Raw genomic sequence first — 13,983 nt, 5'->3', positions numbered from 1 at the left:
GCATGAGCTACTGCGGCCTCGGCCCCACCCGCATCGCGGACCGGCTGGAGGTCCTCGGCGGACGCCTCGACATCGACCCCGTCCCCGGCTGGGGCACCACCGTGACCGCGCTCGTCCCGCTGACCACCCCGGACGCCCCGCCCGAGCCCGAGCCGAGCGCGACCACCTCGGCCGAGCCGACTCCGCCCGAGGACGTGACCCCGCCTGCCCCGACCGACGACCCGGGGAACCCGGCGACGGGCCCGGCGATGCCCGGTGCCACGCCCGGCACCACGCCGACCTCCCCGTCGACCACCCCGCCCCCGGCCACGCAGCCGGGCACGCCGCCGTCGTCGCCGGGGCCCGGCGGCCCGGGGGCCGAGCCGACGCCGTCCCCGACGCCGTCCGGCTCCTCCAGCCCGACGCCGTCCGCGTCACCGAGCCCGTCGCCCTCCGCGCCCACCTCCACGCCGAAGCCGACCCCGACGGCGACGCCCACCCCGAAGCCGACGCCGAAGCCGACCCCGACGCCCACGCCCGACCCGACGCCCGTGCGGACCGTCGTGCAGGTCGAGACGCCGGGGATGCGGGGCGTCTACTCGGTCACCGCGAACGACCCCGACGCGACGGTCGTGAAGGTCACCGAGGACCGCCGCTGGCTGCGAGCACGGCAGTGCGACGACGGCTGGTACGTGGGGTCGTGGCGCAACCGGGTCGGCACGGTCAGCGTCACGGTCGACGCGCCGCCCGACGTCGAGCCCGACGTGACCCTCGAGCGGCAGGGCGGCGTCTGGCTCGGGTGGCTGAGGACCTGCTGACCGGAACGGGTCGAGCCCGCCGGGACCGCGGTCCCGACGGGCTCGTCCGACGGTGCCCGGCAGGCCCGCGGGCCGTGTCGGGCGACGTGGGCAGGATCAGCGCGCGGCGAAGCCGTGCGCGCCCTTGCCGTGACCGTGGCCGTCACCGTGACCGTGACCACCCCCGTGACCGTGGCCGTGACCACCGCCGTGGCCGTGGCCGTGGCCGTGGCCGTGACCGTGGCCGTGGCCGTGACCCGGCCGGCCGGGCTCGACGCCGTTGATCGCCTCGGTGCTCCACGCCAGCTGCTGCGCGGCGTGCCCGATCGCGCGGGACATGATGTCCAGCGCCTCGATGCTCACGTTCGACAGGTCGTCGCCCGCGGAGTGGTAGTTCTGGTCGAGGGCCTCGCCGGCGACGCCGCCGAAGATCGCCGCCTCCTCCTCCGTCTTGATCGCGTCCGCGCCGGTGAACAGGCCGGAGGCCGGGATGCCGTTGCTGATGAACGCGTCGTAGTCCGAGCGGCCGGAGAACTCCGAGTCCACCCACGGCTGGTCGATGCCGTCGAAGTAGTCGGTGAAGACGGCCTCGGTCGCGACGGAGCCCTCGGGCACCGTCACGGGGGCGGGGAACGTCGACTCGTTCGCGTCGTACACGCCGATCGTGTAGTTCGGCGAGCCGACCATGTCGAAGTTGAGGTACGTCGCGATGTCCTCGAGCCCCTCCGGGTCGTTCGTCACGAGGTCGTCGACGTAGTGCGCGGAGCCGACGAGCCCCAGCTCCTCGGCGCCCCACCACGCGAACCGCACGGCGTTGTTGAGCTTGGCGCTCCTCTTGTTGAGCTGGACGGCGGTCTCGAGGATCGCCGCGGAGCCGGTGGCGTTGTCGTTGATGCCCGGGCCCTCCGGCACGCCGTCGAGGTGCGCGCCCAGCATCACGACGTTGTCGTGCCGGCCGCGCTTCGTCTCGGCGATGACGTTGAACGTCTCGTCGGTGCCGATCACGGCCTGCAGGTCGAACGAGATCTGCAGCGCGGGGTCGGCCGCCAGCGCCGCCAGGATCGCCTGGCCCTCCGCCTGCGTGACGCCCACCGTGGGGGCGTAGCCGTCGTTGCGCTCCCCGAGGGTGCCGTTGAGCGCGCCGATGTCGTTGTTGTAGATGATGAGCCCGGCGGCGCCGGCCTCCCCGGCCGCGAGCGCCTTCGCGCCGAACGCGCAGGACCCGCGCTGCACGACGGCGATCTTGCCGGTGGCGTCGACGCCCGCCCAGGAGTCCTCGTGCGGTGCCTCGGGGTCGTCGCTGGCGGGGCAGCCGTCGGCGATCGCGGGTTGCACCGCCGTCGCGGTGACGCCCTCGTCGGGGGTGGAGGTGGAGTACGTCATCGGGACCGGGGTGACGTCGACGCCGGGGACCGTGACCGACAGGTCGAGCACGTCGAAGGTGTCGAACTCGAAGTACTGCCGCTCCGGCTGGTACCCGGCCCTGCGCAGGGTCTTCTCGATGTAGCGCGCGGACGCCTCGTAGCCGGGGCTGCCGGCGGCGCGGTTGCCGCCGTTCTCGTCGGCGATCTCCTGGAACTCCTCCAGGTGGCGGAACACCCGTTCGCCGGTGACCTTCTTGGACAGGTCCGGCCCCGGCACGTGGGTACCGTGCCTGCCGGTGGCGACGGCGGGTGCCGCCGTCGCCGTGGGGGTGAGGGACGCCGCGACGACGAGCCCGCCGAGGGCTGCGGTCGCGACGGCCGTGCTGAACGTCCTTGTTCTCACGGTCGACCTCCTGGTGGTGACCCCGCGGGCCCGGGTCGGGCTCACGACGCACGGCGCGACGTTGCGGGGTGCGGTTGGCGCGAGCGTAGGCCTCACCGCGCGTCCAGGAAACCCCTGGCTCAGGCGGTGCCGGGCGTCCGCTCGAGCAGCACCAGCACCTCGTAGTGGCTGGTCTGCGGAAACATGTCGAGCAGCCGGGCGCGGGTCGGCCGCAGCGACGGCATCCGGGCCAGGTCCTCGGCGAGGGTGACCGCGTTGCAGCTGGAGTAGAGCACGTGCCCGACGGCGGACTCCTCGAGCCGGCGGGACAGGTCGGCGCCGATGCCGCGCCGGGGCGGGTTGACGATCACCAGCTCGGGGGCGGTGTCGTCACCGGACCCGGGCTCGAGCCCGGTGGCGTCGCCGGCGGCGAAGCGGACGTCGCGCACGGCCTCGGCCCACCACGCGGCGTCGTGCCCGGAGACGACGGCCCCGGCGGGCAGCGCGGCGAGCCCGTCGCGGGTCGCGCCCGCGCTCGCCACGGCCTCGGCGGAGATCTCGATGCCGGTGACGGACCGGCCCGGGGCGGCGCAGTGCAGCGCGAAGCCGCCGACGCCGCAGTACAGGTCCCACAGGGAGGCGGGTGCCACCTCGTCCACCCAGGCGCGGGCCTGCGCGTACAGGGCGGTGGCGACGGAGGTGTTGGTCTGGAAGAAGCTCTGCGGGCGCAGGTGCAGCGTGATGCCGTCGGGGCCGACCCGCATCGGCAGCGCCTGCCGCTCGGTGAGCACGATCTCCAGGTCGCCCTCGAGGACCGCGGCGTGTGCCGGCTGCACGTTGACGCTCACCACGGCGACCTGCGGCAGCTCGGCGAGCAGCCAGGGCAGGTGCTTGCGGAGGCGCGCGACGGGCTCCTGGCTGCGCAGCACGAACCGCACCATGAGCTCGCCGTCCGCGGAGAGGGTCACGAGCAGGTGCTTGAGCTCGCCCCGCCACGCGGACTCCCGCGGCGTCTCGCGGCGCCGCGCACCGCGCGACGGCGACGTCGCGTCGTAGGGCTGCAGCCGCGCCCGGGTGACCAGCTCGGCCAGGACGGGGAACGACTCCTGCAGCGCGGGCGGGTACAGGCCGCAGTCGGTGAGGTCGATCCCCTGCCCGGCGAACGGGCCGGCCGCCGAGCCGAGGATGCCGAGCACCGGCGCGTCGACCGTGCCGCTGACCACCATCTTCGCCTTGTTGCGGAACCCGGACTCCGGGCCGGTGACGGCGGGGAGCCAGTCGATGCGGGCCTCAGGGACTGCGGAGCCGGCCAGCGCGCGCACGTGCGCCACCTTCTCGTCCACCTGCGTGGGGTACGGCGTCGCGAGGAGGGTGCACGAGTGGCAGCGGCCGGCGTCGAAGTGGGGGCACTGCACGGGTCCATTGTCGCCGGGCCCGGACCCTGGCGCCGACCACGGCGGAGCGGGGGTGAAGCTCGTCACGAGCCCGGGTGAAATGAGGTCGCGACGACCGCTCCGGGAGGACCGGCGACCGTACGATTCCCCGGACCCGTCTCGTCGAAAGGCCCCCATGTTCCGTCGCATCGTCGTGGTGCTCGTCGCGGCCGTCGTCGGCCTCGGCACCACCGCCCTCCCGGCGCAGGCCGCCACGGTCTACCCGACCAACCTCACGCTCAACGCCAAGCCGGAGCCGGTCGCCGTGCGCGGCACCGTGACCCTGGCGGGGGTCCTGAAGTTCAAGAAGGCGGGCCGCTGGGTGGCCCCGTCCGCCGGCAAGGCGATCGCCGTGTGGTTCGACCCGGCGGGCGACGCCAAGCCGGTCAAGATCGCGACCGTGAAGACGAACCGCAAGGGCGCGTACGGCTACAAGCACTCGCAGTCGCGGTCGGGCACCTGGATCGTCAAGTTCGCCGGGAAGAGCAACCTCAAGGCCGACCGCGCCACCGACTACGTGCGCACGTACGTCAAGGGCCCGTGGAACTACCCGGGCAAGGACCTCGACTGCTCCGACGTCCGCAAGAAGGTCTGGGTCGGCAGCAACGACTACCACCGCCTCGACGCGGACGGAGACGGCTGGGGCTGCGACTCCTGGGGCTGAGGCCTCGCGATCAGCCCACGAACAGGCAGAACGGGTGGCCGGCGGGGTCGGCGTAGACCCGTAGCGGCTCCTCCGGGTCGTCGGACCGGTCGAGCAGCAGCCGCGCGCCGAGAGCCAGGGCGCGCTCGTGCTGGCGGTCCAGCTCGGCGACGTCCGGCACGGTCGCGTCGAGGTGCAGCTGCTGCGGCACGCCGTCGTCGGGCCAGGTGGACGGCGGCAGCGACGGCACCTGCTGGAACGCGAGCGGCACGCCGCCCGGGTTGCGCAGCACGAGCCAGTCGGCACCCCGCGGGTCGGGCGCCCCGGGTCGTGGCGCCTCGTCGCCGGCGCGGTACGCGAGCCCGAACAGCTCGCGGTAGAACTCGGCGAGGCCGCGGGCGTCCGTCGTGTCGAGCACGACCTGCCGGATGGTGGGGACGGCGGTGGCACGCTCCTCGGTCATCGGGCCTCCTGCGGGAACTGCTCGGCGATGCCGCGCACCGTGGCGGTGAACGCGGCGTAGTCGAAACCCTGCGCCAGGTTGTCGTTGCCCGCCACGAGGCCGACGGATCCGTCGGCCTCCTCGCGCAGGATGTCGGCGTGCCCCGCGTGCCGGTTCAGCTCCGCGGTCACGTGGACGAGGATCTGGTGCAGGGTCACGTCCCGGCGCCCCTCGCGCCACCACCAGACGTGGCCGGCGGCGTCCAGCGGCAGGGCATCGATGGTGGCGTCGGCGAAGTCCCACACCTGCCGGTACAGGCCGACGATCCGTGCGGCCGGCTCGTCGGCGGTGGCGAAGAACTCCGCCTGCAGCGCGTCCGCGTCGGCGTCCGGGGCGTCCGCCGCCGCGAGCCACGGCGCGTCCTCGGGGTGCGGCCACGGGCGGCCGAAGACGCCCCCGAAGTAGCCGATCTCCACCGTGGCCGCATGCTTGACCAGCCCGAGGAGGTTGGTGCCGGTCGGCGTGCGGGGCATCCGGGCCTCCCGCTCCGGCAGCCCCTCGACCTTCCACACCAGCGCCTCCCGCGCCGAGCGCAGGTAGCGGTGCAGCACGACCTTGGCGTCCGGGGGCAGCTCGTTCGTCGTCATCGGCCCAGACTGCCCGTCGGCACCGACAGCTCGCGCGACCGCGCTGCAAGATCAGGGTAGGCAACCCTTACCTCGACTGTTATGGTGACGCCAGGTCGTGACGAACTGTCACTACCTCGGTACTGCCGGTCGTCCATGACCTGGCACGACACCCGACGTTGGAGGTCCCATGACGGTGCTCGCGGACGCAGCCCTGCTCTCGGTCCGGCTGCGCGAGGGCACGCGCGCGGAGCACTCGCAGGCAGAGTCCGAGGGGTTCGTCGAACGGCTCCTGTGGGGGCGGCTCGACGTCGCCGCGTACGCCGACCTCGCCGCACAGCAGCTCGCCGTCTACACGGCCCTCGAAGGCGCGAGCGAGCGGATGCGGGCGGACGAGCGCGGGCGCGGGCTGGTCTTCGACGAGCTCACACGGGTGCCGGCGATCGAGCGCGACCTCGCCCACCTCTACGGCGCCGGGTGGCGCGACGTCGTGCGCGTGCTCCCCGCGACCGAGCGCTACGTGGCGCGGCTGCACGCGGTCGGGGGCGACGTCGCCTGCTACGCGGCGCACGCCTACACGCGCTACCTCGGCGACCTCTCGGGCGGCCAGGTCATCCGGCGGATGATGCAGCGGCACTACCGCATGGGCGCGGCGGGCCTGGAGTTCTACGACTTCCCCGAGATCCCCAGGGCCAAGCCGTTCAAGGACGTGTACCGCGAGCGTCTCGACGGGCTCGACCTGGACGACACCGAGGTCGAGCTCGCCGTCTCCGAGGCGCAGGAGGCCTTCCGCCTCAACCGCGCGATGTTCGTCGAGCTGGGCGTCGCGCACCCCTGACGGCCCTGTCCGCCCGGGTCAGCGGACCCGGGCGGCGAGCACGGCCACGTCGTCGCGCTGCTGCCCGTGCACCATCCGGTCGACGAGCCGCTGCGGCAACTCGGCCGTCGGGCTGCCGCGCAGGTCCGCCAGCACGCCGCGCAGGTCCGCGGCGCGGGCGGCGAACGTCGCGGTGCGCGACTCCACGAGCCCGTCCGTGTACAGCACCAGGGTGTCGCCGGGGCCGAGCTCGGCCGCGTGGTCGCGCCGGGAGACCGACGGGTCGACGCCGAGCATGAGGTCGGGGCGGCCGTCGAGCTCGTGCACGCTCCCGTCGGCGCGCAGCACGACCGGCAGCGGGTGCCCGGCGCTGGCCCACCACAGCCGGCAGCGGTCGTCGCCGCTGCCCGGCTCGCCGCGGCCGGTGCGGTCCAGGCGCGCGACGACGGCGGTGCCGCTCGCGGTCAGCCCGAGTCCGCGGTTGGCGCGGTCCAGCTCGCGCAGCAGCCGCGCCGGCGGGGCGTCCTGGCACCAGGCGAGGGTGCGCAGCATGGCGCGCAGCTGGCCCATGCGGGCGGCGGCCTGCATGTCGTGCCCGGTGACGTCGCCGATCATCAGCACGGTGGAGCGCGGGTCGAGCTCGACGGCGTCGTACCAGTCCCCGCCCACCTTGTCCGTGCGGGTCGCTGACGCGTACGTCGACGCCAGCTCCAGGTACGGCACGTGGGGCAGGTCGGTGAGCATCGCCGCCTGCAGCGTGGTGGCCACGCGGTGCCGGTCCTCCAGGACCCGGATGCGCACCAGCGCCTGCGCCACGCACGACGCGAGCGTGGCGGCCGTGCGGCGGCTCTCGTCGTCGTGCTCGTGCGGGCCGCGCCACAGCAGCACGACGACGCCGAGCAGCCGGTCGTCCACGACCATCGGCACCAGCGCGAGCCCGCCGAGGGAGGGGTCGATCCACGGCTCCCAGGTCGGCTGGGCGCGCAGGGCGGCCGCGCCGTCGCGGTAGAACGCCGCCCGGCGGGCGCGGGCGACGGACGCCACCGCGGGGTCGTCGAAGCGCCAGTGCCGCGGCAGGTACGGGTAGGCGCCGTCCCGCTCCACGAGGGTGAGGCCGGACCCGCCGGGCTCCGTGAGCGCGAGCGCGGCCCACACGGTGCCGAGCCCGGGGCCCGAGGTGCGCAACGCGTCCACGATCTCGTCGAGCGTGGTCGCGGCGGCGAACCGGTCGGTGAGGTCGAGCAGCATGCGGGTGCGGCGCGTGGCGTGCACCGCGACCTGCTGGATGCGGTGCGCGCGCTGCCGCTCGAGGCGCAGCCGCAGCTCGGCGGTGCAGGCGGCGGCCAGGTCCGCCAGCGTGGCGAGGTCGGTGGAGCTCCACGCGTGCGCCTCGGTGTCCAGCGCGCACACCGTGCCGACGGCGGTGCCGTGCCGGTCGAAGATCGGGAAGCCCGCGTAGGAGCCCATGCCGAGCTCGGTGACGGTCTCCCGGCTCGAGAAGCGCGGGTCGGCGCGCAGGTCCTCGACGACCAGGGGCTGGCCGGTCCGGACGGTCTCGCCGCACAACGGCTCGGTGAGGGTGGTGCGCCGCGTGGCCTGGTAGGGGTCGGGCAGCCCGAGCGCCCCGGGGTACACCTGGGAGTCCGGCAGCACGAGGGTCACGAGGGCGGTGGGGACGTCGACCTGGCGCTGCACGAGCCGCGCGAAGCGGTCGAACGACTCGTCGGCGACCGGCCGGGCAAGCCCGGCCGCGACGAGCGCCTGCACGGCGCCGGCCGCCGGCGCGTCCTGGTCCGGCGCCGTCCTGTCGGTGGATCGAGGGGTCACGGGCGCGCACCCCCGTCACGGCTGTGCGCTCGGCGACCCGCGACCATGTCCCGGATTCTCCCACGCAGGCCGCCGGATATCCTCGCCGGACGATGGACGTCACCCGCCGTGCCCCCGCCGCGCTGCCGCGGATCCTGGCCGCCTCCCTCGTGTCCGCGTCGGCCGTGCTGCTGTTCGCGGTGCACGTGCGCCCGCTCGCCTACGTGCCGCTCGTGGCGGGCGTCGCGCTGGGTCTGCTCGTCGACCGGCGGCTGGGCCGCGACCTCGGGCTCGTCGCCGTCGCGCTCGGCATCATCTCGACGATCTCGCTCGAGGCGGACCTCTCGGACGCCGGCATCGCCCGGTTCGCCGTCGTGCTGTCCCTCGCGGTGCTGGTGCCGTGGGCGGCGTCACGGTTCTGGTTCCGCGACGACGACGGCGCGGGGGCGGTGCGGTTCCCCGTCGCGACCGGCCGGCGCTGGTCGCGCGGGCAGTACGCGTACCTCGTCGTCGTGGTGGCGGTGGGCTACCTCGTGCTGCCGTGGTACTTCCTGGGCTCGGGCGCCTACCTCAACTGGCCGGAGCTCGAGGGCGGGCAGGACGTCGCCCGGCTGTTCGTCGGCGTCAACGCCGTCGGCATCTGGGACGAGCTGTTCTTCGTGTGCACGGTGTTCGCGCTGCTGCGCCGGCACTTCGGCCTGTGGACCGCGAACGTGCTGCAGGCCGCGATCTTCGTGTCGTTCCTGTGGGAGCTCGGGTACCGCGAGTGGGGCCCGCTGCTCACCGTGCCGTTCGCCCTCGTGCAGGGGTGGATCTTCAGCCGCTACAAGAGCCTCACCTACGTGGTGGCGGTGCACCTGCTGTTCGACCTCGTCGTCTTCGCCGTGCTGGTGCACGGCCACCACCCGGAGCTCTTCGACGTCTTCGTCACCGCCCCCTGATCCCGGGCCGTTTGGAGCGGGCTCGCCGGTATGGAAGGGTGCGCCATGCCAAGACGCGGCAGCTAGCGGTGACGAGCCCGGAACGGGTGTGGTCGACATGCAGGACCCAGAGCACGGCCCGGACGACGTCGCCCTCGACGCCTGCGCCGCCGAACCCATCCACGTGCCCGGCGCGGTGCAGCCCCGCGGGGCGCTGCTCGTGCTCGACGGGGGCACGGTGGTGCAGGCCTCCGCCAACCTGGCCGAGCTGCTCGGCCCGCAGCCGGCCGACGTCCTCGGCCTCTCACTGACCGCGGTGCTCGGCGACGAGGCCACGGCGGCCCTCCGGCTGGACGACGTCACCGACGGCGGGCCGCTCGCGGACGCCCTCCACCGCGTGGAGCTCGGCGGCCGTACCTGGGTCGCGTCGACCCACCGCAACCCGCAGGGCGTCGTGATCGTCGAGCTCGAGCCGCTCGCGGACCAGGCTGCCGACCCGGCGGAGCCGTACCGCGCCGCGTACACGGTGCTCGGGCAGGCGGCGACGGCCGCCTCGCTGGAGGAGCTGTACGAGCTCACGGCGCGCGGGGTGCGGGAGGTGACGGGCTTCGACCGGGTGATGGTCTACCGGTTCGACGAGGACCACCACGGCCAGGTCGTGGGCGAGGCGCGCCGCGCCGACCTCGAGCCCTTCCTCGGCCACCGCTACCCGGCCGGCGACATCCCGCCCCAGGCGCGGGCCCTGTACGAGAAGAGCTGGCTGCGCCTCATCCACGACGTCGCGTCCGTGCCCCGGCCCCTGGTGCCCGCGCTGCTGCCCGCCCGCGGCGAGCCGACCGACCTCTCGTTCGCCGGCCTGCGCGCGGTGTCTCCCGTGCACGTCGAGTACCTGCGGAAAATGGGCGTCGCCGCCTCGATGTCGATCTCCCTGCTGCAGGGCGGACGGTTGTGGGGGATGGTCGCGTGCCACCACGTCGACGGCCCGCACACCCCGTCGCTCGAGGTCCGCGCGGCGGCCGAGGCGCTCGCGTCGGGGCTGTCCCTGCAGATGGTGGTGCGGGCCGCCGCGGACGACGCGCAGCAGGCCCGTGAGGTCTCCCGTGCGCTCGGCGCGCTGGTGCGGGCGGAGGACGACCCCGTCGCCGACGCCGTCGCGCAGCCGGGGCTGCTGCGGATCCTCGGCGTCGACGGCGCGGTGGTCCGCCTCGGGGACGTCACGGCGTCGGTCGGGCTGGTCCCCGACGCGCCCGACGTCGTGGTCGACGCCGTGCGGCGGACCGCACGGCCCCGCAAGGACGGTGGCACGGAGCCGGTGTACGCGTCCCACGACCTGCGCGGCGAGCACCCGGAGCTCGCCGACCGCCTCGGCGACGTCGCGGGCGCGCTCGTCGCCCCGCTGCCGGACGGCGACCTGCTCGCCCTGTTCCGCCGCGAGGTCGCGCGCGAGGTGACGTGGGGCGGCGACCCGCACGCGAAGACGGTCGACCGCGACGAGCGCGGCGCCGTCGTGCGGGTGGGCCCGCGGCAGTCGTTCGCGGCGTGGCGCGAGGCCGTGCACGGCACGTGCGAGCCCTGGTCGGACCACGACGTCCGCGCGGCGCTCGTCGCGCGCCGGACCGTCGTCGAGCTCCTGTACCGGCGCTCGCGGCCCGACCTCGGCGCGGCGCTGGTGCTGCAGCACTCCTCGCTGCCGGCGGAGCTGCCCGTCCTGCCCGGGTGGCGGCTCGAGGCCCGCTACCGGCCCGCGGACGGCGGCAGCGTCGGGGGCGACTGGTACGACGCGTTCGAGCTGCCGGACGGCCGCACCGCGCTCGTCATCGGCGACGTCGCCGGGCACGGCCTGCCCGCCGCGTCGGCGATGAACCAGCTGCGCAACGGTCTGCGGTCCCTGCTGCTGGAGCACCGTGACGTCGCGACGGCGGCCGGCGGCCTCGACCGGCTCGCCCGGACGCTCCTGACCGACGACATGGCCACGCTGCTGGTCGGCATCCTCGAGGTCGACCCCGGGACAGGGGCGGGCGCCGTCGACTACGTCTGCGCCGGCCACCTGCCGCCGGTGGTCGCGGACGCGGAGGGCGCCCGGTTCGTCGAGGTGGTCCGCAACCCTCCGGTCGGGGCGATGCGCGAGACCGTGCGGGCGGGACGCGTCGACCTCGCGCCGGGCGAGTCCCTGCTGCTGTACACGGACGGGCTCGTGGAACGGCGCGGCACGCGGCTCCCGGAGCGGCTGGAGGACCTTCGTTCCACCGTGGGGCTCACCCGCGACCTCGAGGTGATCGAGCACAAGCTCGCCGGGCTCGAGTCCGACGACGACTCCACGATGCTCATGGTGACGGCCCTGGGCCGCGGCTGACGGCGAGACCCCGCTGCTGCGGACCTTCGTCGCGGAGGTGGCCCGCGCGGGCTGAGCCCGGGCTCAGCCGGGGAGCTCGTCGAGCAGCCGGGACATCCGGTCGATCTCGGCGATCTGGTCGGCCGCCACGTTCGCGGCGAACTCCTGCACGGTCTCGTCGCGCCCGGCGGAGCTGAGGTCGTCGACCATCTCCAGCGCGCCGGCGTGGTGCTTGATCATGCCCTCGAGGAACAGCCGGTCGAACGCGGTGCCGTCGGCGTCCGCCAGGGCCGACATCTCGGCGTCGGTGAGCATGCCGGGCATCGAGTCGTGGTCGTGGGCCTGCGGGGCGCGCGGGCCGCTCCCGTCCGACGGCGCGGTCGGCGACGCCGTCGCCACCGCGGGCACGGGGAGGCCCTGCTCCTCGAGCCAACGGCCCATGTAGTCGATCTCGCCCTCCTGCGTCAGCCGGATGCGTTCGGCGAACTTCGCGAGCTGCTCCGACGTCGACCGCTCGGGGACCAGCTGCGCCATCTCCACGGCCTGGGCGTGGTGGCCGATCATCGTCGTCATGAACTCGGCGTCGGCGTCGGTCACCACGTCGGCGTCGTCCATGCCGTCGTAGTCCTCGGGGGCGATCGTCCGGGCCGGCTCGCCGGGCCTGCCCGGCGCGAGCACGGCCGACGACGGCGTCGGGGCCGGCTCGGGCTCCTCGGCGGTGCACCCCGCGGCGAGGCCCGCGGCGAGCACGACGACGCAGGTCAGGACGGCGCGACGGCCGGTCGTGCGACGGAGCCTGGGGTCTGAGGTCACCGGAAGATCCTCTCCTGAGGGTGTTGCCACCGCGTAAAAAGATGCCCGCACGCCTGGTGGGGAGGATGCTTCCAGACGACACTCAGGGTGACCAACACAACGAGGTGTGGCGCTCGCGCGTCGTCCAGCCCTGAGTCACGGATGAGGAGTTCACGGATGAGGAGTCCACGGACGAGCAGTTCACGGATGAGAGGCGTCGCCGGCGTCGCCCTCTCACTGACCTTGGCCGCGGGAACGCTCGGTCTCGCGACCCCCGCATCGGCTTCCGACGCTGCCGAGCCCGACGTCCCGCCCGGCGAGGTGGCGTCGTCGAACATCGAGCACCTCAGCAACAACCCGAAGAACGGCGCCCTGCAGGGCACCGGCTCGGACATCGCGTTCCAGGGCAAGTACGCCTTCGCGGGCAACTACGACGGCTTCACCGTCTACGACCTGTCCGACCCCGAGGAGCCGGTCCAGGCGCTGCAGGTGTACTGCCCGGGCTCGCAGAACGACGTCTCGGTCTACGGCGACGTCCTGGTGCTCTCCACCGACTCGTCGCGCAGCGACGACTCGTGCGCCTCGACGACCCGCCCCGCGACGGAGAAGGACGCCTGGGAGGGCATCAAGGTCTGGGACATCTCCGACCCGCTGGAGCCCGAGTACGTCAAGTCCGTGGAGACGGCCTGCGGCTCCCACACGCACTCGCTGGCGCCGTCCAAGAACGGCAAGGACCTGTACGTCTACGTCTCGTCGTACAGCCCGAGCTCGTCCTACCCGGACTGCCAGCCGCCGCACGACATCATCTCGATCGTCAAGGTCCCGATGAAGGACCCGGCCGCGGCACGGCTCGTCGGCACGCCGAACCTCTTCCCGAAGGGCGGCTACGGGGGCGACCCGGACCGCAGCGCCTCGGCGACGTCCGGCTGCCACGACATCACGACCTACGCGAAGTACGACCTCGCCGCCGGCGCGTGCATGGGCGACGGCATCCTCATGGACATCAAGGACCGCGCCCACCCGAAGGTGATCAGCACGGTCCGCGACACCGAGAACTTCGCGTTCTGGCACTCGGCCACCTTCAACAACGACGCGACCAAGGTCGTGTTCACCGACGAGCTCGGCGGCGGCGGGCTGGCGACCTGCACCGGCGAGTACGCCCCGGAGCTCGGCGCCAACGGCATCTACGACATCGAGAGGGACCGGAGGCACGGCGGCAAGCACGCCGGGAAGCACGGCACGAAGCTCGTGTTCCAGAGCTACTACAAGATCCCGCGGATCAACGACGCCACCGAGAACTGCGTGGCGCACAACGGCTCGCTGATCCCGGTCAAGGGCAAGGACCTCATGGTCCAGTCCTGGTACCAGGGCGGGGTCTCGGTGTTCGACTTCACCGACTCGAAGAACCCGCGCGAGCTCGCCTGGTTCGACCGCGGCGCCGGCGTCTCCAGCGGCGGCACCTGGTCCACCTACTGGTACAACGGCTACGCCTACTCCAACGACCTGGGCATCGGCTTCGACACGTTCGACATCGACGACCGGATCGACGGGAAGGCGAAGACCAACCTCAGGTCCCTAAACCCGCAGATGCAGGAGAAGTTCTGAGGGTCTGACGACGACGGCGGCCGGTCCACCCTCTCGGGTGGGCCG

General features: G+C 73.8%; 11 protein-coding genes and 1 pseudogene. 6 read left to right on the top strand and 6 right to left on the bottom strand.

Annotated elements, in window-relative coordinates:
• Positions 1-797: pseudogene (locus tag ACFUVW_RS12815) on the top strand (hypothetical protein); the annotation flags it as partial.
• 96 nt (positions 798-893) lie between these two features.
• Here ACFUVW_RS12815 and ACFUVW_RS12810 read toward each other — a convergent pair.
• Positions 894-2,543: a M20/M25/M40 family metallo-hydrolase gene (locus tag ACFUVW_RS12810; protein ID WP_430571712.1), complete on the bottom strand. Its 1,650-nt coding sequence runs from the start codon at positions 2,541-2,543 to the stop codon at positions 894-896.
• Positions 2,544-2,662: 119 nt separating this feature from the next.
• A complete protein-coding gene (gene rlmC / locus ACFUVW_RS12805) occupies positions 2,663-3,937 on the bottom strand; it encodes a 23S rRNA (uracil(747)-C(5))-methyltransferase RlmC (protein ID WP_430571711.1) in 1,275 nt (424 codons plus the stop codon).
• Positions 3,938-4,091: 154 nt separating this feature from the next.
• On the opposite strand from rlmC, the gene ACFUVW_RS12800 reads away from it, so the two are divergent.
• Positions 4,092-4,619: a hypothetical protein gene (locus ACFUVW_RS12800; protein ID WP_430571710.1), complete on the top strand. Its 528-nt coding sequence runs from the start codon at positions 4,092-4,094 to the stop codon at positions 4,617-4,619.
• 10 nt (positions 4,620-4,629) lie between these two features.
• Here ACFUVW_RS12800 and ACFUVW_RS12795 read toward each other — a convergent pair whose 3' ends face one another.
• A complete protein-coding gene (locus tag ACFUVW_RS12795) occupies positions 4,630-5,061 on the bottom strand; it encodes a VOC family protein (protein ID WP_430571709.1) in 432 nt (143 codons plus the stop codon).
• The gene (locus ACFUVW_RS12790) at positions 5,058-5,687 is read right to left on the bottom strand and encodes a DinB family protein (RefSeq protein WP_430571708.1); all 630 of its coding nucleotides are present in this window, start codon (positions 5,685-5,687) and stop codon (positions 5,058-5,060) included. Before ACFUVW_RS12790 ends, ACFUVW_RS12795 begins: the two co-directional genes overlap by 4 nt.
• Positions 5,688-5,856: 169 nt before the next feature.
• Between ACFUVW_RS12790 and ACFUVW_RS12785 the strand changes: the two genes are divergently transcribed.
• Positions 5,857-6,504: a heme oxygenase (biliverdin-producing) gene (locus tag ACFUVW_RS12785; protein WP_430571707.1), complete on the top strand. Its 648-nt coding sequence runs from the start codon at positions 5,857-5,859 to the stop codon at positions 6,502-6,504.
• An 18-nt stretch (positions 6,505-6,522) separates the two neighbouring features.
• On the opposite strand, the gene ACFUVW_RS12780 is transcribed toward ACFUVW_RS12785, so the two are convergent.
• Positions 6,523-8,310, bottom strand: coding sequence for a SpoIIE family protein phosphatase (locus tag ACFUVW_RS12780; protein ID WP_430571706.1), 1,788 nt, complete (start codon positions 8,308-8,310; stop codon positions 6,523-6,525).
• Positions 8,311-8,402: 92 nt separating this feature from the next.
• On the opposite strand from ACFUVW_RS12780, the gene ACFUVW_RS12775 reads away from it, so the two are divergent.
• Together ACFUVW_RS12775 and ACFUVW_RS12770 are read left to right on the top strand one after the other, a co-directional pair.
• Complete coding sequence (locus ACFUVW_RS12775) at positions 8,403-9,230, top strand: type II CAAX prenyl endopeptidase Rce1 family protein (protein ID WP_430571705.1); 828 nt, start codon at positions 8,403-8,405, stop codon at positions 9,228-9,230.
• Positions 9,231-9,327: 97 nt separating this feature from the next.
• A complete protein-coding gene (locus ACFUVW_RS12770; protein ID WP_430571704.1) occupies positions 9,328-11,562 on the top strand; it encodes a SpoIIE family protein phosphatase in 2,235 nt (744 codons plus the stop codon).
• 63 nt (positions 11,563-11,625) lie between these two features.
• Here the strand turns inward: ACFUVW_RS12770 and ACFUVW_RS12765 are convergent, their stop codons facing one another.
• Positions 11,626-12,354 carry a DUF305 domain-containing protein gene (locus ACFUVW_RS12765; RefSeq protein WP_430571703.1) on the bottom strand — a complete coding sequence of 243 codons (729 nt, stop codon included), beginning with the start codon at positions 12,352-12,354 and terminating at the stop codon, positions 11,626-11,628.
• 186 nt (positions 12,355-12,540) lie between these two features.
• Between ACFUVW_RS12765 and ACFUVW_RS12760 the strand changes: the two genes are divergently transcribed.
• On the top strand, positions 12,541-13,938 hold the full coding sequence (locus tag ACFUVW_RS12760) for an LVIVD repeat-containing protein (RefSeq protein WP_430571702.1): 1,398 nt from the start codon (positions 12,541-12,543) through the stop codon (positions 13,936-13,938).
• Positions 13,939-13,983 lie beyond the last annotated feature (45 nt).

This window comes from Isoptericola sp. NPDC057391 (assembly GCF_042668085.1).
Lineage (GTDB): Bacteria > Actinomycetota > Actinomycetes > Actinomycetales > Cellulomonadaceae > Isoptericola.
This window is presented reverse-complemented; position numbering and strand designations above follow the sequence as displayed.

What these genes read in the sequence shown, in the direction of transcription:
- ACFUVW_RS12790 (WP_430571708.1), bottom strand. Translation starts at nt 5,687, where the DNA reads ATGACGACGAACGAGCTGCCCCCGGACGCCAAGGTCGTGCTGCACCGC.
- ACFUVW_RS12785 (WP_430571707.1), top strand. Translation starts at nt 5,857, where the DNA reads ATGACGGTGCTCGCGGACGCAGCCCTGCTCTCGGTCCGGCTGCGCGAG.
- ACFUVW_RS12770 (WP_430571704.1), top strand. Translation starts at nt 9,328, where the DNA reads ATGCAGGACCCAGAGCACGGCCCGGACGACGTCGCCCTCGACGCCTGC.
- ACFUVW_RS12760 (WP_430571702.1), top strand. Translation starts at nt 12,541, where the DNA reads ATGAGAGGCGTCGCCGGCGTCGCCCTCTCACTGACCTTGGCCGCGGGA.
- ACFUVW_RS12800 (WP_430571710.1), top strand. Translation starts at nt 4,092, where the DNA reads ATGTTCCGTCGCATCGTCGTGGTGCTCGTCGCGGCCGTCGTCGGCCTC.
- ACFUVW_RS12775 (WP_430571705.1), top strand. Translation starts at nt 8,403, where the DNA reads ATGGACGTCACCCGCCGTGCCCCCGCCGCGCTGCCGCGGATCCTGGCC.
- ACFUVW_RS12795 (WP_430571709.1), bottom strand. Translation starts at nt 5,061, where the DNA reads ATGACCGAGGAGCGTGCCACCGCCGTCCCCACCATCCGGCAGGTCGTG.